The sequence below is a fragment of the Thermotoga profunda AZM34c06 genome (assembly GCF_000828675.1).
Classification (GTDB): Bacteria; Thermotogota; Thermotogae; order Thermotogales; family DSM-5069; genus Pseudothermotoga_B; species Pseudothermotoga_B profunda.
Map to the genome: position 1 here is coordinate 1,265,447 of NZ_AP014510.1, position 22,887 is coordinate 1,288,333.

Annotated in this window: 27 protein-coding genes and 3 tRNA genes; 9 read left to right on the forward strand and 21 right to left on the reverse strand. The window is 37.9% G+C overall.

Annotation, left to right across the window (positions count from 1 at the left end; all coding sequences use genetic code 11):
- Positions 1-5: 5 nt before the first annotated feature.
- Positions 6-1,580, reverse strand: a complete 1,575-nt coding sequence (locus TSP02S_RS06080; RefSeq protein ID WP_041082695.1) for an ABC transporter substrate-binding protein — start codon at positions 1,578-1,580, stop codon at positions 6-8.
- A gap of 573 nt (positions 1,581-2,153) precedes the next feature.
- Here TSP02S_RS06080 and TSP02S_RS06085 point away from each other — a divergent pair.
- From TSP02S_RS06085 to TSP02S_RS06110, 6 genes are all read left to right on the forward strand, one after another.
- Positions 2,154-2,230: transfer RNA gene (locus TSP02S_RS06085), tRNA-Met, on the forward strand.
- Positions 2,231-2,340: 110 nt separating this feature from the next.
- A complete protein-coding gene (locus TSP02S_RS06090) occupies positions 2,341-3,474 on the forward strand; it encodes a lysoplasmalogenase (protein WP_041082697.1) in 1,134 nt (377 codons plus the stop codon).
- A gap of 260 nt (positions 3,475-3,734) precedes the next feature.
- Entirely contained in the window at positions 3,735-4,310 is a 576-nt protein-coding gene (locus tag TSP02S_RS06095) for a phospholipase D family nuclease (RefSeq protein ID WP_052465346.1), read from the forward strand.
- A gap of 284 nt (positions 4,311-4,594) precedes the next feature.
- Complete coding sequence (locus TSP02S_RS06100) at positions 4,595-5,134, forward strand: chromate transporter (RefSeq protein ID WP_232503668.1); 540 nt, start codon at positions 4,595-4,597, stop codon at positions 5,132-5,134.
- Positions 5,131-5,646 carry a chromate transporter gene (locus tag TSP02S_RS06105; protein WP_144380736.1) on the forward strand — a complete coding sequence of 172 codons (516 nt, stop codon included), beginning with the start codon at positions 5,131-5,133 and terminating at the stop codon, positions 5,644-5,646. The genes TSP02S_RS06100 and TSP02S_RS06105 overlap by 4 nt, the downstream gene beginning before the upstream one ends.
- Before the next feature lie 31 nt (positions 5,647-5,677).
- A complete protein-coding gene (locus TSP02S_RS06110) occupies positions 5,678-6,196 on the forward strand; it encodes a hypothetical protein (RefSeq protein WP_041082699.1) in 519 nt (172 codons plus the stop codon).
- A 2-nt stretch (positions 6,197-6,198) separates the two neighbouring features.
- On the opposite strand, the gene TSP02S_RS06115 is transcribed toward TSP02S_RS06110, so the two are convergent.
- The 5 genes from TSP02S_RS06115 to TSP02S_RS06135 form a co-directional block, all read right to left on the reverse strand.
- Positions 6,199-7,038 (reverse strand): carbohydrate ABC transporter permease, encoded by an 840-nt coding sequence (locus TSP02S_RS06115; RefSeq protein WP_041082701.1) that lies wholly within the window; start codon positions 7,036-7,038, stop codon positions 6,199-6,201.
- 10 nt (positions 7,039-7,048) lie between these two features.
- Complete coding sequence (locus tag TSP02S_RS06120; RefSeq protein WP_041084164.1) at positions 7,049-7,948, reverse strand: carbohydrate ABC transporter permease; 900 nt, start codon at positions 7,946-7,948, stop codon at positions 7,049-7,051.
- A 36-nt stretch (positions 7,949-7,984) separates the two neighbouring features.
- A complete protein-coding gene (locus TSP02S_RS06125; RefSeq protein WP_041082703.1) occupies positions 7,985-9,250 on the reverse strand; it encodes an ABC transporter substrate-binding protein in 1,266 nt (421 codons plus the stop codon).
- A gap of 153 nt (positions 9,251-9,403) precedes the next feature.
- A tRNA-Glu gene (locus tag TSP02S_RS06130) sits at positions 9,404-9,479 on the reverse strand.
- A gap of 77 nt (positions 9,480-9,556) precedes the next feature.
- A tRNA-Pro gene (locus TSP02S_RS06135) sits at positions 9,557-9,634 on the reverse strand.
- A gap of 274 nt (positions 9,635-9,908) precedes the next feature.
- Between TSP02S_RS06135 and rpmE the strand changes: the two genes are divergently transcribed.
- Both rpmE and TSP02S_RS06145 read left to right on the forward strand, forming a co-directional pair.
- Complete coding sequence (gene rpmE, locus TSP02S_RS06140) at positions 9,909-10,124, forward strand: 50S ribosomal protein L31 (protein WP_041082704.1); 216 nt, start codon at positions 9,909-9,911, stop codon at positions 10,122-10,124.
- A gap of 32 nt (positions 10,125-10,156) precedes the next feature.
- Positions 10,157-10,525 (forward strand): S1 RNA-binding domain-containing protein, encoded by a 369-nt coding sequence (locus tag TSP02S_RS06145; RefSeq protein ID WP_041082706.1) that lies wholly within the window; start codon positions 10,157-10,159, stop codon positions 10,523-10,525.
- Here TSP02S_RS06145 and TSP02S_RS06150 read toward each other — a convergent pair.
- The 15 genes from TSP02S_RS06150 to queD all read right to left on the reverse strand — a co-directional run bounded on the left by TSP02S_RS06150 (position 10,522) and on the right by queD (position 21,839).
- Positions 10,522-11,724: a L,D-transpeptidase family protein gene (locus TSP02S_RS06150; RefSeq protein ID WP_041082707.1), complete on the reverse strand. Its 1,203-nt coding sequence runs from the start codon at positions 11,722-11,724 to the stop codon at positions 10,522-10,524. The genes TSP02S_RS06145 and TSP02S_RS06150 overlap by 4 nt on opposite strands.
- Complete coding sequence (gene coaBC / locus TSP02S_RS06155) at positions 11,660-12,841, reverse strand: bifunctional phosphopantothenoylcysteine decarboxylase/phosphopantothenate--cysteine ligase CoaBC (RefSeq protein ID WP_041082709.1); 1,182 nt, start codon at positions 12,839-12,841, stop codon at positions 11,660-11,662. Before coaBC ends, TSP02S_RS06150 begins: the two co-directional genes overlap by 65 nt.
- A gap of 1 nt (position 12,842) precedes the next feature.
- Positions 12,843-13,088, reverse strand: coding sequence for a DNA-directed RNA polymerase subunit omega (locus tag TSP02S_RS06160; RefSeq protein ID WP_082025931.1), 246 nt, complete (start codon positions 13,086-13,088; stop codon positions 12,843-12,845).
- Positions 13,066-13,692: a guanylate kinase gene (gene gmk / locus TSP02S_RS06165; RefSeq protein WP_041082711.1), complete on the reverse strand. Its 627-nt coding sequence runs from the start codon at positions 13,690-13,692 to the stop codon at positions 13,066-13,068. The genes TSP02S_RS06160 and gmk overlap by 23 nt, the downstream gene beginning before the upstream one ends.
- Before the next feature lie 4 nt (positions 13,693-13,696).
- Positions 13,697-13,972 carry a DUF370 domain-containing protein gene (locus tag TSP02S_RS06170; protein ID WP_012003659.1) on the reverse strand — a complete coding sequence of 92 codons (276 nt, stop codon included), beginning with the start codon at positions 13,970-13,972 and terminating at the stop codon, positions 13,697-13,699.
- A 22-nt stretch (positions 13,973-13,994) separates the two neighbouring features.
- Positions 13,995-14,873, reverse strand: coding sequence for a YicC/YloC family endoribonuclease (locus tag TSP02S_RS06175; protein ID WP_041082715.1), 879 nt, complete (start codon positions 14,871-14,873; stop codon positions 13,995-13,997).
- 98 nt (positions 14,874-14,971) lie between these two features.
- On the reverse strand, positions 14,972-17,161 hold the full coding sequence (locus TSP02S_RS06180; RefSeq protein ID WP_041082717.1) for a BamA/OMP85 family outer membrane protein: 2,190 nt from the start codon (positions 17,159-17,161) through the stop codon (positions 14,972-14,974).
- On the reverse strand, positions 17,158-17,712 hold the full coding sequence (locus TSP02S_RS06185; protein WP_041082718.1) for an ATP-binding protein: 555 nt from the start codon (positions 17,710-17,712) through the stop codon (positions 17,158-17,160). The genes TSP02S_RS06180 and TSP02S_RS06185 overlap by 4 nt, the downstream gene beginning before the upstream one ends.
- Positions 17,703-18,416: a PHP domain-containing protein gene (locus TSP02S_RS06190; protein WP_052465349.1), complete on the reverse strand. Its 714-nt coding sequence runs from the start codon at positions 18,414-18,416 to the stop codon at positions 17,703-17,705. Before TSP02S_RS06190 ends, TSP02S_RS06185 begins: the two co-directional genes overlap by 10 nt.
- Complete coding sequence (locus TSP02S_RS06195; protein ID WP_041082720.1) at positions 18,413-18,745, reverse strand: iron-sulfur-binding hydrogenase; 333 nt, start codon at positions 18,743-18,745, stop codon at positions 18,413-18,415. Before TSP02S_RS06195 ends, TSP02S_RS06190 begins: the two co-directional genes overlap by 4 nt.
- The gene (locus tag TSP02S_RS06200) at positions 18,742-19,689 is read right to left on the reverse strand and encodes a CBS domain-containing protein (RefSeq protein ID WP_041082722.1); all 948 of its coding nucleotides are present in this window, start codon (positions 19,687-19,689) and stop codon (positions 18,742-18,744) included. The genes TSP02S_RS06195 and TSP02S_RS06200 overlap by 4 nt, the downstream gene beginning before the upstream one ends.
- 3 nt (positions 19,690-19,692) lie before the next feature.
- The gene (locus TSP02S_RS06205; protein ID WP_041082724.1) at positions 19,693-20,046 is read right to left on the reverse strand and encodes a hypothetical protein; all 354 of its coding nucleotides are present in this window, start codon (positions 20,044-20,046) and stop codon (positions 19,693-19,695) included.
- Positions 20,043-20,696 carry an FAD-dependent thymidylate synthase gene (gene thyX / locus TSP02S_RS06210; RefSeq protein WP_041082726.1) on the reverse strand — a complete coding sequence of 218 codons (654 nt, stop codon included), beginning with the start codon at positions 20,694-20,696 and terminating at the stop codon, positions 20,043-20,045. Before thyX ends, TSP02S_RS06205 begins: the two co-directional genes overlap by 4 nt.
- Positions 20,693-21,475 carry a GTP cyclohydrolase FolE2 gene (gene folE2, locus TSP02S_RS06215; RefSeq protein WP_041082727.1) on the reverse strand — a complete coding sequence of 261 codons (783 nt, stop codon included), beginning with the start codon at positions 21,473-21,475 and terminating at the stop codon, positions 20,693-20,695. Before folE2 ends, thyX begins: the two co-directional genes overlap by 4 nt.
- Positions 21,476-21,479: 4 nt before the next feature.
- Positions 21,480-21,839 carry a 6-carboxytetrahydropterin synthase QueD gene (gene queD / locus TSP02S_RS06220; protein ID WP_041082729.1) on the reverse strand — a complete coding sequence of 120 codons (360 nt, stop codon included), beginning with the start codon at positions 21,837-21,839 and terminating at the stop codon, positions 21,480-21,482.
- 207 nt (positions 21,840-22,046) lie between these two features.
- On the opposite strand from queD, the gene TSP02S_RS06225 reads away from it, so the two are divergent.
- Positions 22,047-22,865: an Mrp/NBP35 family ATP-binding protein gene (locus tag TSP02S_RS06225; RefSeq protein ID WP_082025933.1), complete on the forward strand. Its 819-nt coding sequence runs from the start codon at positions 22,047-22,049 to the stop codon at positions 22,863-22,865.
- Positions 22,866-22,887: the final 22 nt, after the last annotated feature.

Here is a 22,887-nt window from a genome sequence, read left to right on the forward strand (position 1 = left end):
GAACGCTATTTCTTGGATATCTTTGTGAAATCAAAGGTCAATGTGTAACCTTCAACAGCTCTTTCGAAACCAACGACATCATTACTGACCGCCCAGAAACCAACTGGTTGGTACAGCATTGCAAAGGCGCTTCTTGTTATCCAGTATTCTTGCAACTCTTTGTACATCTGGGCGCGTTTGGTATCATCCAGCTCGACACCAGCTTTCTCAGCCAAATCTGCTGCATAATCGTCATACCACATGTTTCTCCAAGCAAGTTGTTTAACTCTATAGTTGGCAAATGGCTTTGCAAGTGCATCTGGATCGGGATAGTCTATACCCCAACCGGCTATGATCATTTGATGACCCTGCTGACGATATTTCGCATACATCTCCGAAGATGGCATTTGTACTATATTCGCTTTGATACCTATATCGGCAAGATTCGACTGAACTATTATAGCTTCATTTCTCCTTATATCTGTTGTACTTGTTATTATTTCTACTTCAAAACCATTGGGATAACCTGCCTCGGCTAACAGTTGTTTCGCTTTTTGCACATCTCTCTTGAATGGATTCAATTCGATATAACCAAAATACCCAATGGGCATGAAATTCTGGTTCAATATCGCAAAACCTCTCATGACAGAATTGATAATTGCATCATAATCAATAGCGTATTTTATTGCCAACCTAACTTTTTCGTCTTTGAATGGGCCCCAACCTACGTTCATCGCAACATATTCATTCGACTGTTCAGGTGTGGTAACAAGACGAATATTTCCACTTTTTGCATCTCTCAGTTGCGCTGCTTGTTCTGTAGTTATATTCCAAGCTATATCTACATCTCCCTTTTGAACAAGCAGGAATTGAGTCGTTTCTTCAGGAACATCGTTGATTATGATTTTCTTCAGAGGTGGTTCACCAGCCCAGTATTTTGGATTTGATTGAAGAATTACATGTTCCTTGCGCTTCCATTCGACTATTATAAATGGTCCTGCACCTTGGGATTTGTCTGTCAGGAAAGCCTCACCAAGATCGTTGTTGACTTGATTTGCCAAAACTACTTTTTTGTTGACTACTCCACCCCATGGTGGAGCGATGATAGAGAGTACAATGTTTCTTGCCAGAGGTTTGGTCTTAAGGACAACTGTCAGTGGATCTTTTGCGATGATTGTTTCATCCATATTTTCTTTAGTGAAACCCAATTCATTGAACAACCACGCCGGTGATTTATTGATCGTTAGAACTCTCTTAAACGAAAAGACCACATCTTCTGCAGTGAGAGGATCTCCATTTGCAAAAACAAGACCTTTTCTCAAATGGAAAGTCCAAACGGTTCTGTCTCCTTCTTGTTGAACTTCCCAGCTTTCTGCAAGATCAGGAACTGGTGTGAGAACACCATTTACTGGTTCAATTTTTGTGAGACCAGAATAAGCGGATGTGACAACAGCAGCAGCAAAAGTTTCATAACACACGGCGGGATCAAGCGTGATAAATATTTCTGTGTTGGCTGCTATGACAAGTGTATCTTTTGGAGTTTTGGCAAAACTAAGAACCGCAACCAACACCAACAAAACCACTAAAACTTTTTTCCACATAAAAATTCCCCCCTGCTTAAAGTTTAATGTAACTATACCACAAATAAAGAATCTTGGCAAGAGCCTTGACAACCTTGAAAAGTAAAGCTGTTCAAAAATAAAACTCTCTCATAACAAAAACCCAGTTTTAGTGAATAAGACAAAAGTGACTTGAAGTTATACTCAACAAAGTTCCAAGACAAAGATGTATATTAAAAGAACATAGAGTTTTTATATCAAAATCACAATACAAGGGCAAAGGGATTGTATTGTTAAGGATGTAACATCGTATACTATATAATGGAAGGCGCCAACCAGGATCCTGGGAAAATACCCCATCGTATATTGGCATAGGTCTAATCTCTTGGGTCATCTTTGCTGGTATAACATAAGGATTTCTAATTGTTTATGGTTGAAGTATTATAGAAAGGCTTTTTCAATCTAAATGTTCATCATGATCTTAAATGAGATTTTGATAAAGATAAAAACCTACCTGTTAAGTGATTTGTTGTCTTTCTTTCTCATTCATTTTGGGAGATTTTCCAGTGAAACTTGAAAACAAAAAAATGGTATGGTATCATACATTATGCTGATGGCGGTGTAGCTCAGATGGTCAGAGCGAGTGATTCATAATCACTATGTCGTGGGTTCGAATCCCACCGCCGCCACCAAAGGATTCATTGATCATAATTGATTCAGTTGGTTACCGTCACAAGGCACTGTTGTGCCTTTTTTTATTGTGCAATGTCTTTGATAAGATTATTTTTAGGGGGTAGATAAGATGCGTAGATATACGATTCTTTTTTTTAGTTTCTTTTGCCTATTGTGTTTTGCTTTTGAAATAAGAATGCCAGTTTTTGATAAAGATAATTCTATACATAGTGTTTATTCCTATGATCATGGTGATAAAAGAGAAATCACCATTGTTTTTTGGGATGAAGATCATCCTAATCCTTTCATTGATCTTGTCTATGACATTTATCGTTTTTTCAAATGGGGTAGATTCTACGATATCGAAACGTTTTTTGTTTTGAAAGAACGTATATTGTTCAAAGATGATTTTTGTGATTCACAATCTTACAATCAGTTAGAAAATTTGCATAACAGTGCGGAGGTTCCTATCGATGATTTTGAAAGAACTGACAAAAATGTTGTCATCTACGTGAGTACATGGAATCACATGTTTTCGAACAAACCGTTGGCTGGTACAAATTACATCTCTTTTGAAAAAGAGGAGTTGGAAGGAACAAGAAGGGATGTCGAGAAAATCTACAGTTGGAAAGAAAATGTTCATCTGAAATCGAGTTTGTTCTTATCCTTATCGATGATTTTTTTGGGGATTTTGACTATCTATTTGAAAAATAAACGGAAAGAAGTCACTGTGATAAAAATTTTCACAACATTGTGTGCCGTTGCAATAGCATCTATGAATGCTGATAATGTTGAATGGTTGATTGTCTTTGGACTGATCTTTGGCACAATCGGCGATGCGTTTATGGAAAAGCCTGAAAGATTCATCTATGGTATGGCTTCATTTCTGATCGGTCATTTGTTTTATTCTATCAGTTTTGGTATCAAATTTACCGTTCCCCCATCATGGATTTTTATAGTGACATTTGCAATATTGACGATTTTGTATTTTGGGGTACTATATAGGTATTTGGTAGGTAATAGATTATCTGTATCTGTATATCTTGTGGCAATAGGAACCATGTTCAGTTTCTCATTTTCTCCTTTCTACAAGGGCATCTACTATCTAAGGTTTCTATTACCCATAGCAGGCGGACTGTTTGTCTTCTCTGACTTTCTCATCGCTGTTGATAAATTTGTGAAAAGAGTACCAGCACGTCATGTGATCATCCTTGGAACGTATTTTGTATCTCAGTTGATTATTTCGTTATCAACGATCTTTTAAAGGACCAATGATTGAACCGTTTTGTGATAATAGTGAAACAATTCACGAAAAATCTTTTTACACCCATCTCTTTTATCCCAACAGGGGGTATCATAATTTTGAAAGGGATTTATAAAAAAACAGATGGTTGATTTTGATAGAAATCACCAAATTTGTGACACCAGCAACCTCTTACGATAGATCAACACCTTCTCGCGAGACTGGGGTTAACCAACCCCAGTTTTTTTCAGATTAGTGGTAAAATCTACAAGGGCGGCGCTGTGAGAAATGTCATTTTATTATTCTTATTATTTTCCTTTCTTGCGTACTGTTTTCAAATAGATCTCGTTGACATCCACTTTTCTCCAAAAGGTGGATGTACCGAAGCCATTATTCAGCAGATAAACCAGACACAAAAAGAGATCAAGATTATGATCTATTCTTTCACATCTGAGCTTATTGCTAATGCGCTTTTACAAGCATTCAACAGAGGAATTTATATAGAAATAATTATCGACGAAGGCAACGATATCTCAAGATATTCTCAAACCTCTTTTCTGAGACAAAATGGAATAAAGGTCTATATCGATGGAAAGGAAGCCATTCATCACAATAAAGTGATCATAATAGACCAAGAAATAGTTATCACTGGTTCATTCAATTTTTCAAAGGCAGCAGAACAATCAAACGCAGAAAATTTAGTAATTCTCAAATCAACTGAATTAGCAAGTATTTATCTCGCAAATTATGAATTACATAAAAACCATTCTTACCTTCGTGTGGAAGAAACAAAAGAGTTCGGTATCGAAGAAACACTCGAAAGCACGCCAGCACAAAATTTATACAACACAAATTAATTAGTGACAATCCATATTTTGCCGTAGAACTAAGCAGCTTGGAAAGAAAAATCAGACCTGCCTTATCATAGATTTTCCTGAAAGATTACCCACCAATTTTGTACATTGTCTTGATTCGATACGAAATCACTTTGAAAATTTGCCATGGGTATGAAGCAACCAAATATTTTTTACGCAATTGACTGTGATTTTCAAGATTAGTTTCTCTATTGTTAAACTCGCACAGAAGAATGAAAATGTTCGGTAGAATAACTGTTGTTATCTTATAACAGGAGTTGATGAAGATGAAAGATTCTAAGTTGTTGTACAAGGTTTTCCTTACCTTTCTGAAGATATCTACCTTTACACTCGGTGGAGGTTATGCAATGATTCCTGTCATGCAGTGGGAAGCTAAGAAACTCGGATGGGTTAGTGAAGATGATTTTTACAAAGATCTTTCACTTGCACAGTCAATCCCCGGTCCGATTGCTTTCAACACTGCTGTAATGATCGGTAAAAGGGTGGCTGGCGTTTTTGGAGCCTTTTTAGCAGGGTTCGCTATCGTTTTACCACCATTCTTCGCAATAGTAGCTGTAGCAAGCTTGATCAAACCTTTTTCGAACAATGTATATGTTCAAGGTTTCTTGAGAGGTTGTTATGCTGCTGTAATAGGGCTTGTTTTCAATGTCCTTTATGGTCTTGTGAAACGTCAAAAATGGGATGTCTTCAAATTAGGAGTTGTATCGATAGGTGTTGTGCTTCTTGTTCTCAATGCTTCTCTACTTATTCCAGTTTTTCTTGGAGTTGTTGGAATTTTATATCTAAAAGGGGGTAAAGCAGAGTGATCTTGAAGCTCATATGGATCTTCCTCAAAATAGGTTTTTTTGCATTTGGTGGAGGCTGGGCAATTGTAGGGATCTTGAGAAATGAAATGATATCGAACAAGATATTGTCTGCTGAAGAATTTACTCAAGCAGTCTCAATAGCACAAATAACTCCAGGTCCTGTTGCGATCAATCTTGCAACATACACTGGTTATAAGTACTTTGGTTTTCTTGGAGCCATAGTAAATACCTTTGCTTTTTTACTCGCTCCTATTTTGATAATTTCGGTCTTGTTCTTATTAGCTAAACGTGTCAAAGTAGATAAAGAAAGATGGTCTAAGGCACTTACAGGTATCACCACGGTGATGATTGCTGTAACTTTGTACTCTCTGGTTGTACCAAAGATAAATGATTTAGTGATGATATCAATTGCCACTGCAGTGTTTTCCTGCATTTCAAAGTTCAAAATTCATCCGCTTATTTTGATCTTTTTGAGTGGGTTTGTTGGTGTGGTTGTTTATGGGTTTCTTTGAGATATAATAAGACCAACAAGGGGGGATTTTGATGAAGAAAGTGTTTTTCGGAATCATCTTGATAATGTCTGTATGTCTTTTTGCTTATGAAGCAACCATTAATTTGCTTGATTTCAAATTCTTCACTTACAAAGTGATCACAGAAGATCAAGAAATTCTTGCTGGTTTTACAAGCGAAAAGACCAAAAATGGTTATGAAGTAACACACTGGTCGAAATTTATCGTCCCAGAAGATGAGGAGCTGAATTACGATTATTTTGCAACGTCTTACTTGGCGGCGGTTTTCACATTTGTTTATAACCCAGCCTATACCAGCTTTTTTAGTATGATCGATATAGACAACCCAACGACATTGAATATGTATGGTATCAAGATCACCTATGATGGTGAGGAGAAAGTTGGAAAGTACGTGGGAAAGAAATTCACCTATTATGTAAATGAAAAGCCATTGATAACTTGGGTTATAAATAAACAAGTGCCCTTGGTTTTGAAATCTATTATCCACGAAACCAACTATACATTTGAACTTGTAGATTTTCAGACAAGGTAATTCTAATCTTTTCTCGCTGCAAAGAGCTCTGCACCAGATAGAAAGTACTTTGTGAGTGTAAAAAACAAAACAAACATTGGTATGCTGGCAATCACTGCGGCCGCCATCATTGCACCTTCGTTGGTATATTTTTCTGTTGCAAATTGAATAATATACAATGGTATCGTTTTCTTCTCAGGACTCTGTATCACAAGCAGAGGCCATAACAGATTGTCCCATTGAGATCTAAATGTCAGAATGGCAAGTGTGGTAATAGCTGGAAGGCTGTTAGGTAAAACTATTCTCCAGTATATGCCAAACTCACTTGTCCCGTCTATTCTTGCCGCATCGATCAATTCGTCTGGGAAAGTCAAAAGATATTGTCTCATCATGAAGATACCAAATGCATTCATCAAAAGAGGAACAATCAATCCTGCATATGTGTCTTGCATACCCATGTTGGTAACAATAAGATAAAGTGGGATCATTATCGCTTCGAAGGGAATCATCATGGTGCTTAGAATCATTAAAAATATAAAGGTTCGTCCTTTGAATCTGTATTTTGCAAGACCATAGCCTGTCAATGAACACAAAAGTACAGTTCCAATTGTTGTCAAAGAAGCTACTAAAAATGAATTCCAAATACTCTTCAGATAGAAAAACTTCCCGTCATTTCCTTTTATAGCCTGCCAATAATTCTCCCATTTGAACTCTCCACTGATCCATGGGTATGGTATTTTCATTATGTTTCTCGAAGACATTATAGAAGCTGTGAACATGAAAACAATAGGTGTGAGAATGAAAACTGCAAATATTATCAAGAACAACCATATGATGATATCTATGAATATTGACTGTTTCACATTATCACCTTCAGTAAGTAACATCTTCAGTTTTTGAGAATTTGATCTGAAGATAACTGAAAGACATGATTATCGAGAAAAGTATTACACTCATAGCACTCGCTCTACCAATTTGCCGATCTCTTATAGCTGTGTTGTATATATTGAGCGTTATTACATCAATTGGTTTGAGAGGAGCACCACCTTGAACGAACAAATATTGTGTACTGAAGGTTCTAAGGCATTGAATCATTGACATAACTGACACCAATAATGTTGTAGGTTTTATCAAGGGTAATGTAATATAGAAAAAATCTTGCCATTTGTTTGCACCATCTATTATGGCAGCTTCATGAACAGATCTGGGGATACTCGCCATACCAGCAACAAAGATGATTGTAAAATAACCAACGTATTTCCAGAAATAAACTATTATAGTTGCAAATCTCAACATACTTTCGTTCGATAGCCAGTGATAATCAATTCCTTTAGTACTAAAGATGAAGTTCAAAAATTGGTTAGACAATCCTCTTGGATCAAAGATTAGAAGCCAGATTGCTGCTGCAACAACTGATGATAGAACCGCTGGTGAATAATACGCCATTTGAAGGAATTTTTGAAATCTTCTTCTGGTAAGTATCAAAGCCGCAAAAATTAAACTGAATACAACCATAGGAATGAAAGTGCCAATGGCAAAAATAGTCGTTGCTTTGATTGAATTCCAAAAAGCTTCTGATTTAAAAAGATATATGTAGTTGTTGAAACCTATGAATTTTGGAGCTTTAAGCGATAAAAGTTCCTTTCTGAAAAAACTCATCCAAAAGGCGTTAGCCATGGGATAAAAACTGAATATCGCAAAAAAGACTATCGCAGGTATTGTGAACACAAATCCCCAAAATGCCTTCTTTCTTTCTAAAGTTCTCAGATACATCACCTCAGAAAAAGGTGGGCTGTGCCCACCTTTTGTTTATTCTTCTTGGAGAAGTTCGTTTGCTTTTTTCTTTAATGTCTTTAAAGCCTCTTCTGGAGTCGTTGTTGTAAGCATCACTGATTCAACAGCTTCTTTTATCAACTGTTCGAACTGAGGTCCCTTAGGATGAAGTGGAACGATATGAGCTTTCTCCATATCTTCCAAGAAGACTTTTGCGTATGGATAGTTTTTGAAGGTATCAGATTCAATCAAAGATTTCTTAGGTTGTATGAGACCTACATTTAAAAGGTAATCTTCCGGGTGGCTAAGCATGTAATTTATGAATCTCCAAGCCCATTCTTGTTTTTCTTTCGAACTCTCTGCATTCACCATATAGTAATGTCCGTAATAGTTGCATCTCACATCTTTTATGGCATCTTTAAAAACTGGGAATGGTACAACCATCCATTCTTTGCTGTTGTAAAAGTCTGGGTTTTCTGCCTTGATTCTGTCTATTTGATACAAACCAGACAGACACATCGTAACGGTATTGTTGTCTTTGTTGAATTCTTTTCTTGCTGCGTTGTAGGTTGGAGAGCCAAGGTTTTTTCCATTCGGTCCCCATTCTTTCATAAATTTCAATACTCTTAACCATGCTTCATCGTTCACAATCGCCGTTTTTCCATCTTCACTGAACAAGGCTCCTCCAAGTTGCTCAACCATCGGTAGAAAGAAAGTCAAATAATATGGGTATCTAAAGTCAAATCCCCTTCTCTTTATGATTTGCCCTTCTCTTATGACCAATCTTTCACTAACCTGCACCATTTCTTCCCACGTTTTTGGATAATCTTTTTCTGGGTCAAGTCCAACTTGTTTAAAGTACTTTTTGTTGATAAAAATACACCAGTTTGTGAGTTCCAAAGGTAAACCGTAGATCTTACCTTGGTATGTGACAGCATCAAGAGCACCTTCAATATACAAATTTCTCAACTCATCAAAAGATTTCAAGCCAAGTGCATTCAGACTCACCGGAGCAACTCTTTCGTTTACGATATAGGGATAAGCATCTTGTATCTCCATATTGAAGATATCAGGACCTTTGCGTGCCGCAAAGGCTGTCAATACGACTTCTCTGATCTTTGCCGATGGATATGTCACACGTGTGATTTTGACATTCGGATACATTTTCTCAAATTCTTGAATATATCGCTCTTCAAGTGGTGTTCTGTTAGGATCTTCATGAGTCCAGATAACTATCTCAATTTGAGCAGCACAAACCACGATTCCTAATGAAAGCAACACAATCCACACAACCCACTTCATGTTCACTCACCCCCTTAAGATTTAACCTTATGCTCTAATATTATAACGTTGATCGATCTGAAATCAAAATATCACCGGTTTCTATCTTAATCTTGCTAAATAAAAAATCGGGATGAGTCACATCCCGAACTCTTGAAACGCCGTATTTTTAAGTGGCGCCCCCAAGGGGATTCGAACCCCTGCTTCTGGCTTGAAAGGCCAGTGTCCTAGGCCGCTAGACGATGGGGGCATCGTCACAACGTTATATTACACTATGTCATCAAAATGGTCAAGAGGTCTTTCATAAAAAAGGCGGCAGTTGCCGCCTGGTCGGGGCGACTGGACTTGAACCAGCGACCTCTTGCGCCCCATGCAAGCGCGCTAGCCAAACTGCGCCACGCCCCGCGTAACTAATAATACCACTTGAACAGAAGTATTTCAAGTCTCAAACTTTGGATCATCTTCACCACGACAGATTCTGATGATTTTGTCTTTACTATTGGAGTAACTGCATTTAATTATTGATCTTTATAAAGGAGATATCAAACCTTGCTTGGAAAACTTCGTATTTTCTATTTTGTGTTGTGATGTTTTCAACATTATCAAATTGAGTTGACTGTTATAAATTGTGTGATATGATTGATAAGGTACATAAGAAATTTGGAGAGGTGATAGAAAGGTGAAAGAGAAAATACATCCCGAGATGAAGTTTGTTTCGCTAAAATGTGCGTGTGGTGCTGAACATAAGTTTTATACAACACGTGAGAACGTGAGGATCGACGTGTGTTCAAATTGTCATCCTTTGTACAAAGGTCTATCTGGTGCAAGCTTGGTAATAGATACAGAAGGTAGAATAGAGAAATTCCGCCGTAAATATAAAAACAAACAATACTGATAGGCAATACATTTTTCAAGGAGGGGCATTTTGTGACAAAGGTTGGAGATGTCGTGAAGAGCAAAGTAACTCAGATTACAAAATTCGGAGCAATGGTCACACTCGAGAGTGGAGAAGCAGGTTTTATCCATATTTCGAAAATAGCAAATCAGTACGTGAAGAACGTTGAGGATTTTCTCAAGCAAGGTCAAGAAATCACTGCAAGAGTCATTGGAAAGACCAAGGATGGTAAGTGGGAACTGTCTTTGAAGGAGCAGAAGGGATCAGAAAAAGGTTCAGAAGAACAAAAGGGAACAAGCAAGGCTGAGTTTGAGAAGAAACTCGCGAGGTTCATGAAGGAAAGCGAAAGGAAAATGGCAGAGTATCGAAAAAGGGTTGAGAAAAAGGGTGGGAGGTTCTAAAGAAGGTTTTCAAGCCTTTCAGGAAATGGTTCAACGTTTCTGATCACAATTACCTTGGTTCCAGTATCTATTAAGGCATCTAAGGTTTCTACATCTTGATTGAGCATACGTACACAACCATGGGAGATTCTTTTTCCGATCTCCCATGGTTTTGTTGTTCCATGGATACCATACGTTGGATTTGACAATTGGAGAAATCTGGTACCTAAACCATTTATTGGTGAACGTGGTGGTATATACTCTCCGTACCAGTATAGTGCTGGATCGACTTCTTTTTTCACGATCCAGTAGACACCTGGTGGAGTAGTGTCACTCTTTCCAATGGCAGCTGGAAATGTCCTGACTAAAACTCCATTGTAATACAACGCAAGACGGGCTGTCATTGTATTTATGACCACCGTTGTCAAGGAACTATTGAATTTGATTTTTGCTAATTTCAAAACAGTGCCAGCAATGAGTTTGCTTCCATCTTCTAAGCCATTTGCGATCTCAAGGTCAGCTATTCTAAGACCATATATATTGGCTATTGCCCAAAGAGTTTCGCCAGACTTGACAACATGCTGATATGGTGGAATCTGCTCAACAACAAAGGGTACAGTGTTTCCTCTGAGAAAATTGGCTATTCCTGCAAGAATAAAGATATCTTTTTCTACCTTATTTTTCAGGCCGTAAGCCAGATCAAACTCAAAAGTGATTTTGTCTATTCCATCCTTGAGTTTATCATCGGTGTAAAGATAAAGAGTATCCGAATAAGTGAAAGATCTGAACGAGACGTTCTGTAATTTACAGTCTCTCAGTTTCCAACCGTTCGGAATCTTTAGAATAATGTATAATCTTTTGTTATTTTCGACATCGGTGAATAGAGAAATCTCTGGTTGTGTTCTGTAAGAAGATATTTGTAAAATAGATGGGCTTGTTCCTCTCATGATGCTATGCAGAATGTTCTGCCCGAAGATTTCTGGTACAATCCAGTTTGTCCTTGATACATCAAAAGTCAAATTTTGTTCAGAAACTTCCTTGGGTAATCTATGTCCAGTTTGAGTGAAAATATAACTTTTTAATGGACCTGATTGAGAATACAAAGGTTTCACAGATATCGTTAATTTTTCGTTTTGAAAAGAAACTACTGATAATTCATGATCTATTCCAAAGCTCAGCAAGTTCAGATAAAATAGCAAGAGCAATACGGCCTTTTTCATCGGGTCCCACTCTCTTTACAATCCCGTCTCTCTTGAAGATAATCACATTATTTTGATCGTTCCCCATTGCCTCAGCTTTGTTCGCAATTATCATATCTAAGTTCTTTTTAACCATTTTCTCCTTAGCATATTCCTCAAGAGAATCTGTTTCAACGGCAAAACCAACTAAGATTTTGTCCTTTTTTCTCTCACCTAGATATTTCAAAATATCGATCGTCTTTTTCAAAGGTATGTTTAATTCATCAGAGTCTTTCTTTATCTTACTCTTACTTATATCAATTGGAGTATAATCAGCAACGGCTGCTGCCATTATTACAGCATCCATTTGATCAAATTTTTTGGTTACTGCATCAAACATTTGCTGAGCACTCTCGACTCTTATGAATTCATTCACAAAGTGAGGTACACTGAGATTTGTAGGGCCCGAGATCAATGTTACTGTTGCACCCAAGCGCACCGCCATTTTTGCGAGCTCATAACCCATCTTTCCACTTGATCGATTAGAGATGATTCTAACTGGATCAATCGATTCCCACGTTGGTCCAGCAGTTATTAACAATTTCATATCTTTCAAAGGTTTTTCACTGTTGAGAATCTCTATAGCTTCCCGTACAAGTTCGTTTTCTGGGTATCTTCCCTTACCAAACTCTCCACAAGCAAGGTGCCCTACAGATGGTTCCAGAATCCACCAGCCTCTGTCTCGTAAGATTTGAAGATTAGCTTGAGTTGCAGCATTTTCATACATTCTGTAGTTCATCGCAGGTACTAACAATTTTTTGTTCCCATCGTGTGCAAGGCACACCATCGTTAGAAGATTATCTGCTATGCCATGTGCTATCTTTGCAATTGTATTTGCCGTTGCTGGAGCAACAACAAACACATCTGGCCACTTTGACAGTTCTGTATGTGGTATGAAGCCGTTCTTAATCTCAAAGGCGTTTGAATCAGAGTAGACTTCACAATTTCCAACGGCCGAGAATAAATCTTTTGAAACGAGTTTTTCGGCACTCTGCGTCATCACTATCTTGAGTTCGTTACCAGATTTCCTGAGTGAGCTAACGAGCTCGGCGACTTTGTACAGTGCAATACACCCAGTTATTCCAATGAGTATTTTCATATTATTTCACTTCAGGTAGGAGTATCTTGAGTATCTCTTCGTTCTTTATTCTTATATAACCTTCCTGAAGTTCTCTGAATGCAATTGAAACTAAATTACCATCTGGTGTTGTAACATACGGTTTTGCATATTCTTTTAGTGCCTCTGCTCTCTTGGCAACAGCGATGGGTACAGCATATTTGTAAGGTATTCTCTTGGATAGGTAATCATAATCAATAACTGGTTTACTCACTCTTTCCACCTCCATTTTCAAAAAACTTGTGCAAACCCAGTCGATCAATTACACGTTTGACTTTTAATTGCTCTGCAACAATTATGGAACAAAGTTGGTCGATCGATTCTTGTAATTGCGCATTGACTATTATATATTCAAAATTCGGTATATAAGAGAGTTCTTTTTTAGCATCTTCAAGTCTTCTATAGAGATTTTCTTTGTCTTCTGTACCGCGATTCATCAATCTTTGCTTGAGCACATCAAAAGAAGGTGGAGCAATAAATATATAAACAGCGTCTTTATACTTGTTCATCACAGTCATTGCACCTTGTACATCGATGTCGAGCAATACACTCTTGCCATTTTCAATTTGTTCCTCTACAAATTTCTTTGGTGTACCATAATAGTAGTTATGGACTACTGCCCATTCAAGAAATTCATCACGCTCAATCATATCTCTGAATTTGACAACATCAACAAAGAAATAATCTCTTCCTTCGACTTCATTTGGTCTCTTGGGTCTGGTGGTACAAGAAACAGAGAATACGACGTTTTTGATTTTCTTCAATGTCGATTCTATAATAGAGGTTTTGCCCACGCCCGATGGTCCGCTGATAACATACAAAATACCTTTCACTTTGCTACCTCACTTTGTTCAAATTTTCTTCGATCTCTATCATCGATTGTTTGAATCTCTGTGCAATTGTCTCTGGTTGGATCGCACTGAGTATAATGTGGTTGCTATCTGTAATCAATATAGCCCTTGTTTTCCTGCCATAAGTGGCATCGATGAGTTTTCCTTCGTCTTTGGCTTCATCTTTGAGTCGTTTCAAAGGAGCAGATTCTGGATTCACAATCGCTATCACACGATCACCCGAAATTACATTACCAAAACCAATGTTGATCAAACCATACATTGCGGACCACACCTCCTAATGATCATTCGATGTTTTGGATCTGCTCTCTGAATTGAGAGATCAGTACCTTTGCCCTCAACGCATCGTCTATGATCCTCTGATCCTGTGATTTAGATAGGATCGTGTTTACCTCCCTGAACATTTCTTGTGCTACAAAATCAAGATGGTTACCAACAGAATCATTTGATTTAAGCAACTCTTCGGCCTTTTGTAAATGACTTTTCAATCTGGCAAGTTCTTCACGTATATCGGCTCGCTGAACAGCAAAAACCACTGCATTCTCAAGCAAATCTTCATTGAGTTGTACGTCATTATCAAGCATTCTCTTTACATCCTGTTTGATTTTTTCTTTCATGAGTATAGAAGACTCTTCACTGAATTTAGATATACCATTCTGTATAACCAGCAATTGCTGAAGTATTTTTTCAAGATCATGTGCTAACCTGGTCCCTTCACTTGTTCTCTCTTCATCGAGTGATTTTAAAGTTTTATCCAAAACATCTTTTACAATCCCAAAAATCTGCTGTTCTTGTTGTTGAGACAGTTCAAATCTCACAAGATCTCGAAAACGTAAAAGGTTATCTAAGTTGACTGGCTCTGGTATTCCAAGCTGACCAACGAGATCTTCCAAAGCATCATAGTAACTCTTTGCCAGACCATAATCGACTTTCACTGCATTCAGAGGAGTCAAGAATTCCACATATATTCTGAGGGTTATCTTGCCCCTTTTAATAACATTTTGTATCGATTGGATCAGCTCGTTTTCTCTGCTGAACATAAAAGATGGTAATTGAATATCTGTGACAAGATATTTTGAATTCAACGACTTTATTTCGCAGACTACTCTATAGCTTTGTTCTATTTTTTCGTATCTTGCATAACCTGTCATGCTTTTTGGCAAAATATCCCCACCTATGTCCGATTATAACACGTTTCAATCAATCATGGACATCTATCTTTCAAAATGATGCCTATATCTCTCTGTAACTCGTTTGATCTTTAAAAAGCTGCGCCAAAACGGAAGAATGGTTTGAAGTTCTCAAAAGTCCAGTTACCATCAAAGTTGTAGGCCACACCAAAACCAATCACTCCCAACATGGGTATTGCAATATCAAGTTCAGGCCCCGCCGTGAAATTGAATCCAGTCTTCCAAAGACTCTCACCTGTACCTCCAATATCGGCAAATGCAAGTAAATACATAGGTACAGTCTGTGATTTCAAATCATATCTCAACTCGACACTGCCAAGCCAACCAGCTTTTTGTTCAGTACTTTCCACACCTCTTACAGCATTGACACCATAGAACAATATAGTCTCTTGATCAGTTCCAGAAACTCTGTACTTTTCCAAGAACAAACTTGAAGCAAAACCTCTAAATGCTAACGAGAACAAGTCTTCATATATTGGCACGAAAAATCTTGCGTCGAGTCTTGCCTTCCAGTAATCTCGGTCATCTAATATTCCGAAAAGACCTGCTTTATCCAATCCAAGATAGAGATATTGACCATTTGTCGCAAAAATTGCGCTATTACGAGTATCATAAGAATAGTTACCTGACAAAATCAGCGTGTTCTCATCGTCACTCAGGTATGAATGATATCTATATTCATAAGTTGCACCTATTCCAAAAGCATGACCTTGTGATCTGAGTGTTGTGAAATTTCCACCTATTTTGAAGATGTTTGTTACTGACGAATCAGAGGTATTATACTCATAGCTGAAGACCGCTCCAAGTGTCGCCGGTAGCTCAAAAGGCTTTCTAATAGAATAATCAAAACTAATGCTCTTTACCGTCAATCCGAGTTTACCAGTGACAGAAAAACTCTGTCCATACCCAAATGGGTTTGTGGCGCCAAGTGTCACCTCTCCCATAAAACCCTCATACCACGGTCCATCAGGAGGGGTCCATGATATACCACCTGTGAAATCGAACTTTCTCTTCTTTTCAGTTATATCTATTGTGACCTTGACTTCAGTTGAATCCATCGTACCTACAGGATATGCACTAACAGATTCGAAAAATTTAGTTCGGTTCAAAGCAGATACCGTGTCGTAGAAATCCTGTTTCTTAAGAGATTCTCCCTTTTCAAATGTGATCAAGTCATTTATAACATACTGCTTGGTCGTTTCAAGGCCTTTGAGTTCTACTTCAGAAATATATTTCTCCAAAACCTGAAATTGCAATACATCACCTTGTTCTCTTGTTAAAACATACGTCATTGGATAGCCTTTGTTTTCATAATAATCAACAATCGCCTGCATGGATTTGAGAATATCAACGTTGTAGACGATTTGACCTGGTTTTAGAGCTAAAGAATTTCTGAGTTCTGTCGTTGAAACGAGTTTATTTCCTGTGATTTCAATATCTTTGTAGAATTTACCATCAGATATGATTTTTTTCAGAACTACGTTGATCTTCAAAACAGCTGTTTTTTCATCAACACCAGGTACCTCCATCTTTTCAAAATTGATTGCCGTGTCTTTATCAAAGTATACATATTTACTCAGTACACTCATGACAGATGACATATTTTCAACCGTAGGATAACAACGTTTGATGTCTTTAGTAAGGATTCTCAAAAATCCTGGAGTCGTGTAAAAATCTTTGAGTGTGTCTATCTTTATCTGCTGTCTGATCTTAGAAAAATCTATACCTTCGGTCTCACCTTCAAAATATATTTCCCAAAGCGCATACTCAGTTATCTTAAAAACGTAGATATCTTTATCCAAATCCCCACTGACTTCTACCAAGAAATAACCAGCTTCATCAAATTTTTCTTTGATCGCCTGCAGTGAATCTCTGACTTTTGCAATACTAAGTGCTTTATTTTTTTCAAGCTTCACGACCGACTCCAGATCAGCCTTTTTAACCAGTTCTGGCCCAACAAGATCTATTCTCCACCCTTTCACAACGGGATTTTCCTGAACATTAATCTGAAGCACATATCCATTAATTGATGAAATCATTTTTGGTTCAAGAGAAGAAAAATAACCTGTATCGAAAATCTTTTTGAGAAGTTCCTGAACCCCTTGATCCGTCAATTCAACATTCAGATAGTCTCTTGCAACGGCAATCAGTTCCGAAGATTCAACAGTTTCAAGCCCCGTGAAAACAAGATTACTTATAACTACCGCGCTTAGTACGCAAGATATTAGGACTAAAAACAAAAAAGTTAACACCAACCTCATTGAGACACCTCCTCTGTGACGCTTTTTTCAAGTTCTTCAATTATTTGATAGACAAACTTTATAGCAGAAGGCGAATAAAGATCTTTCAATAATTCTTTGAGTTGAGCATTGGATATAAAATAAGATCTTCCATCCTTAGATCTATACACCGTTAATTCTACATCATTCGAAGATATAAGCAATGTAGAAATTGAATCCGATAACTCTCCAATCTCTTGACAATCAACATGGCTTGTATCAAAACAGGCTTTAACTATTGTACCAACACCTTTGGTGCTTTTTATCTGTGTACTCCCACCGGTCGCTTCGGTTGCCTGTTTCAAGAAAGGTAAACCAAGCCCAACTCTTCTCACACGAGGATCTCGTGTCGTGTAAAATGGATCGAATATTTTGGAGAGTTGTTCTTGATCCATGCCTTTTCCATTGTCTTCAACTTGAAAACAAAACCAGTTTTTGTTCTGTTCAATCTTCAGAGTCACTTTGCTTGCACCCGCATTGAAAGAATTCTGTACGATATCCATTATGTGATCAGATATCGTCCTCAATCCCATATCGAAAGAACCTTCTCTCTACTTGGCATGGATAAGACATCGAATAACTCTTTGAGGTTCAAATCTTCTATTGCAAATCTTGTAAATCTACAGCCTATTTCATCGGGAGCGTGGGCATCTGAACTGCTCAATACAACAAATCCCGATTTGATACCTTGAATCCAACCTTCTTTGCTACGTGCCTCAGCCAGTTTAACTCGATCATCTTTTGGAAAGACACCAAGTTGGTATAACACACCAAACCGTCTTTCAATATGCGCATAAACTGGTATTCCTTCGTAAGAGCAAATGATATCTACAAGATCAGTGAGCGATAGTTGTAAAGCAAGACCCAGGAAATCTTCTTCAAGATTTTGAAATTCGTCTTGTTCATTTACAATTATTTGATATCCCATCAACTCGGGATCATAAGTGGTTTTAGGTAAGAATTTTTTGACAAAATCACATAGATTTGAAGCCGCTTCAATTGAATGAAAATAAGCAAGTACATGTACTTCCTCAAAAGAGGTGAGTTCCACGCCAGGAATAAAAAAACCATTGATTCTCTTTGCGAAGCTTACCAGATTGCGACAAGAATTATGATCTGTTATGGAAATTATATCCATTTGTTTTTCTTTAATCTTTTGAGATATGACGCTTGGTACCATCGTTATTTGAGCGCAAGGTGAAAGACATGAATGCACATGAAGATCTGCTTTTATCATGATTTAATCCCAATTGAATATAACAAACCCGCAACCTCAAAAGGAGATTTGCTGGTTTTTAGCAAACATATACCTTCATGTTCTGCCTTGACAATGGTTTCTTGTGGGTATTTGTGATCGTTACACAGAACTATTGCTTTTATACCAGAAATAGCCGCCACTGCAACGATATTCACATGTGATTGCACAGTTACCCAAATTGAAGAAGGTTTTGCATGTGACATAACCTCGCTGAGAAGATCTCCACTACAACCATAGAGTATTTCTTGCTCGCAATTTCCACAGCAAACTTCCAATCCCAATCTTTCTACAACTTGAGAAATTTTCATTGTTTTGCCTCCCTTCCCCTTAAAAACTCCATTTCGACCACTACACCTGCACCAACCTTTGACATGACTATCATGTTATCCGAACAGCGTTTCATATTGGCAAGCCCCATTCCTGCACCAAAACCAAGTTCTCTCACATAATCTGGTGCTGTGGAATAGCCTTCACGCATTGCCAGTTCAACATCTTCGATACCTTTACCTGTATCTTCTACTCTGACAAAAATGCTCTCTGGTTTTATGAAACAGTATATTGCGCCTGTACTACCACTGTGAATAACCACATTTGTTTCAGCTTCATAAGTGGCGATTGACACTCGCCTTGCCGTTTTCTCATCGACACCTTTTGAAAGTAAGAACTGCCTCAACTTAGAGGCACCTACCCCAGCGAGGTTTATATCAAAGTAATCTATGGCAAAATAAAAATCTGCACCAGATTTGTCAAGCCTTTCACCTGTCAGAAGAGATCTCGCAAAATATTCTGGACTGTCAAGAACCTCGCGACGTCTTTCATCATGAAGGTAAACAAGTCCAAGTTTTGCAAGTAAAGCCATCATCACATCATTTTTGGTAACTATTCCAACTAACCTTCTTTCATTATCTATAACTGGAAATCTACCATAAGGCCATTTTTCAAAAAATTCTATTACCTCTTTCAAAGTTGCCGTACTATCTATAGAAACAACGTTCTTTGTCATTCTATTTTCGACAGTATCATCTATATATCCTCCTTCCAATGCTTTTATTATGTCTTCTATACTCACTATGCCTATGAGTTTTCTATTGTTATCAACTACAGGAAGACCAGAAATTCTTTTGATTCGAAGGATTTCTTTAACTTGTCTGAGTGTCCTATCAGGTCTTACAGATATAACGCTGTGATTCATTATTTCCGTGATGGACATGTCTAAGAAGAAACTCTGCACGCGATCGAGAATTTTTTCCATTTCTCAAGCACCCCAAACAGGTTTGAGTTTTTTATTGTAAAGTCTTCCACATGCTTCAAACATCGTCATCTTTGTGATGGCAAGAACTATTCCACTAACTCTTGCCATTTCTATCGTTTCAGATGGAAGATAATCTTTTCTGACCACCACAACTGCTTGTATTCCCACAACTTCTGCTGTTCTAACAACTTGTGGTGTCGTCAATCCAGTCAACAAGATCATACTCGGTCTTGCTATTGCCAAAACTTCACTCATCAAATCCGAAGCAGCAACATATTCGAACTCGAGTTCATCAATCTTCTCCTCACCAACGAGAATTTTTGCCTTGACTTCTGCCAAAATCTCTGAAAGCTTCACAGATTCACCTCCTTGAGCAAATCTCCTGTGTAACGGTATTTCACAAATGCTTCATAAGTCCATGGGCAGAGCTCTTTAAAGATCCGAGCGACAGCTATCGCAAATTGTTGCATTTCCCACTGAGCATGAGAATCCGCTCTCAATGAAAGAAAATTCATCAGGCTTCTCCCATTAACTGTCCAAATAAATTGTGTATAGGTAGCAAGTGGAAGGACTAATCGGGCGATTTCTCTTTGAAATCCAATCTCCAATAACTGCTTATAGCATTGATAGGATGCTTCATAAGCCTGTTCAAAAATTTTTCTTGCCTTTTCATCTTGTTTTTTGTCGGTTCTTTTTTCAAAGTCAGGCAGATAAAATTCGTCAGTAAGTTCAGTATATCTCCCACTCAATTCATTGTATGATGCTATTCTGTGCCTCATCCACTGCCTTGCCACGAAAATGGGACATTTAATGTGAAAGGTGAAAACGATATGTTCAAACGGTGATTCATGACCACTTTTCAACAGATGTTCTAACAATTTTTTGTCTCTCTGCTCATCAATTGGTTCCTTGCCGTGTGATATTCTTGCAGCTCGAACTACCGAAATGTCATTGCCCATATTGTCAACCAATTTCACAAAACCCCTATCGAGAACTTCTATTATCACTCTGACTCCTCCTTGTTCTTGGTAACACACGCGTATGCGTTATGATCGTGTATGGATTCAAAACTCTCAACTTCCACTTTATACCATAGTACTCTGTTATCTTCATTCAATTTTATTGCGACTTCTCTTGCGACATCCTCGACAAATCTTGGATTGTCATAAGCATGTTCAGTCACGAACTTCTCATCGACTCTTTTTAAAATAGTGTACACTGGTGAACTTGCACTCTTTTCTGCATATTCTATCAGTTCCTCGAACCATATCAACCTTTTTGAGCGCGCATGGATCCAAACAATCGCCCTTTGATTATGCGCTCCCCTTTCACTGATTTCTTTAGAACACGGACACAAAGTCAATATTGGTACGCCAACAGATACGGTGAAGTCATATACATCAGCCGATTTTTGTCCATCTATACGACAAATGTACTTCGTAAAACTCTCTTGATTAGAAACAGGGGCATTTTTTAGCACAAAGTATGGAAATTCTATCTCAACTCTCGCAATACTTGCCTTCAAATTTATTCTAAGCTCTTCGAGCATCTGCTTTATGAGTCTTGGATCTATTCCCAGGCGGTATCTGTTCAAAACTTCGACGAACCTACTCATGTGGGTCCCTCGAAATTCAACTGGTAAATCAACATACATGTTTATTTTCGCCACTGTATCTTGATATCCATTTTTCCTGTCCATCACAGTGACAGGATAACTCAAATTTTTTATACCAACTCTTTGCAGGTATACATTCCTATTATCTGGCTGGCTTTGTACATCTTTCATTCACTCATTCACCTCTATAGGTCACAAAAGCGTCTTCACTTTCCCAAACAGTTATCTCATAAAGCGTGTATCTCTCATCCATAAATTTGATCTTTAATTTATTCCAGATCCATCTTGCTATGTTTTCAGCCGTTGGCTGATCGATAATTTCATTAAGATAACTGTGATCAAGTTTATCAAGAATCTCCTTTCTTACAATGTCTTTTAGTTCAAGAAAGTCTATGATCATACCTTCTTCATTAGGCTCACCGCGAAGAGTTACTCTTAATTTGTAAGTATGACCGTGGAGTGATTCACACTTTCCATGGTATTTCTCAAGCTTGTGCGCGGCATCAAATTTGAAATCTCTTGATATAAAAAACATAATTTTCATCTCCCTAAAACGCTGGTCAAGGACATCCTCAACAAAAAATAACTAATCTGTACACTGTGTTTGGCCCGATTCCATAGCCATTGAAACTGTGAGGTCTTTAATTTGTAAGGGATATATCACAAAAGACTTTCCTCCTTTACCATTTAATTTTATCATTCTAAAGCAAACAGTGTAGAATATTTCAAAGGAGGTAAGAAAATGGAGCAAAAGGATAGATTTGTGCAAATTAAAGAAAGGCAAAAAAGGATTGAGGAAAATCTATCAAAAATCGACCACAAGATTGCAGTTCTCAGTGGAAAAGGTGGCGTTGGCAAGACAACGGTCGCGGTGAACTTAGCAGTTGCACTTGCGGAAGAAGGTTTTGAAGTTGGCTTAGCTGATCTGGATATACATGGTCCAAATGTTGCTCGAATGCTTGGTTTAATGGATGAACCAATGATGCAAAATGGATTCATTGTTCCTATGAAATATCTGACCAATTTGAAAGTTCTTTCGATGGCGATGTTGCTCGAGGATGGACAGCCAATTGTATGGAGAGGACCTTTGAAACATACCGTTATTCAACAATTCCTCGGCGATACTGACTGGGGAAAACTCGATTTTCTCATATTCGATTTGCCACCGGGAACTGGAGATGAGGCACTTAGTCTTTTTCAGATGGTAAAGCTCGATGGAACTTTGATAGTTACCACACCACAACGTGTTGCCGTTGACGATGTTCAAAGAGCCATAAATTTTGTCAATGAAATGGGACAAACGGTACTTGGATTTGTGACCAATATGTCTTATTTGATCTGCCCCAATTGTGGTACTAAAATAAAACCCTTTGGTGAAGGCGTCGTGAACGAACTGTCAGAAGTGACGGGTGTAAAGTGCTTAGGCGAGATACCAATGGATCCTGTGGTAGCTCAATACTCAGATGCAGGTAAACCAGTTGTTTCTTTTCTCAGAGGTTCGGAAGCCGAAAAAAGTTTCAGATCACTTGTTGCAAACGTTCTCTCGTCAATTGGGGGCTGATCAAAATTCATCTTTTTGCACC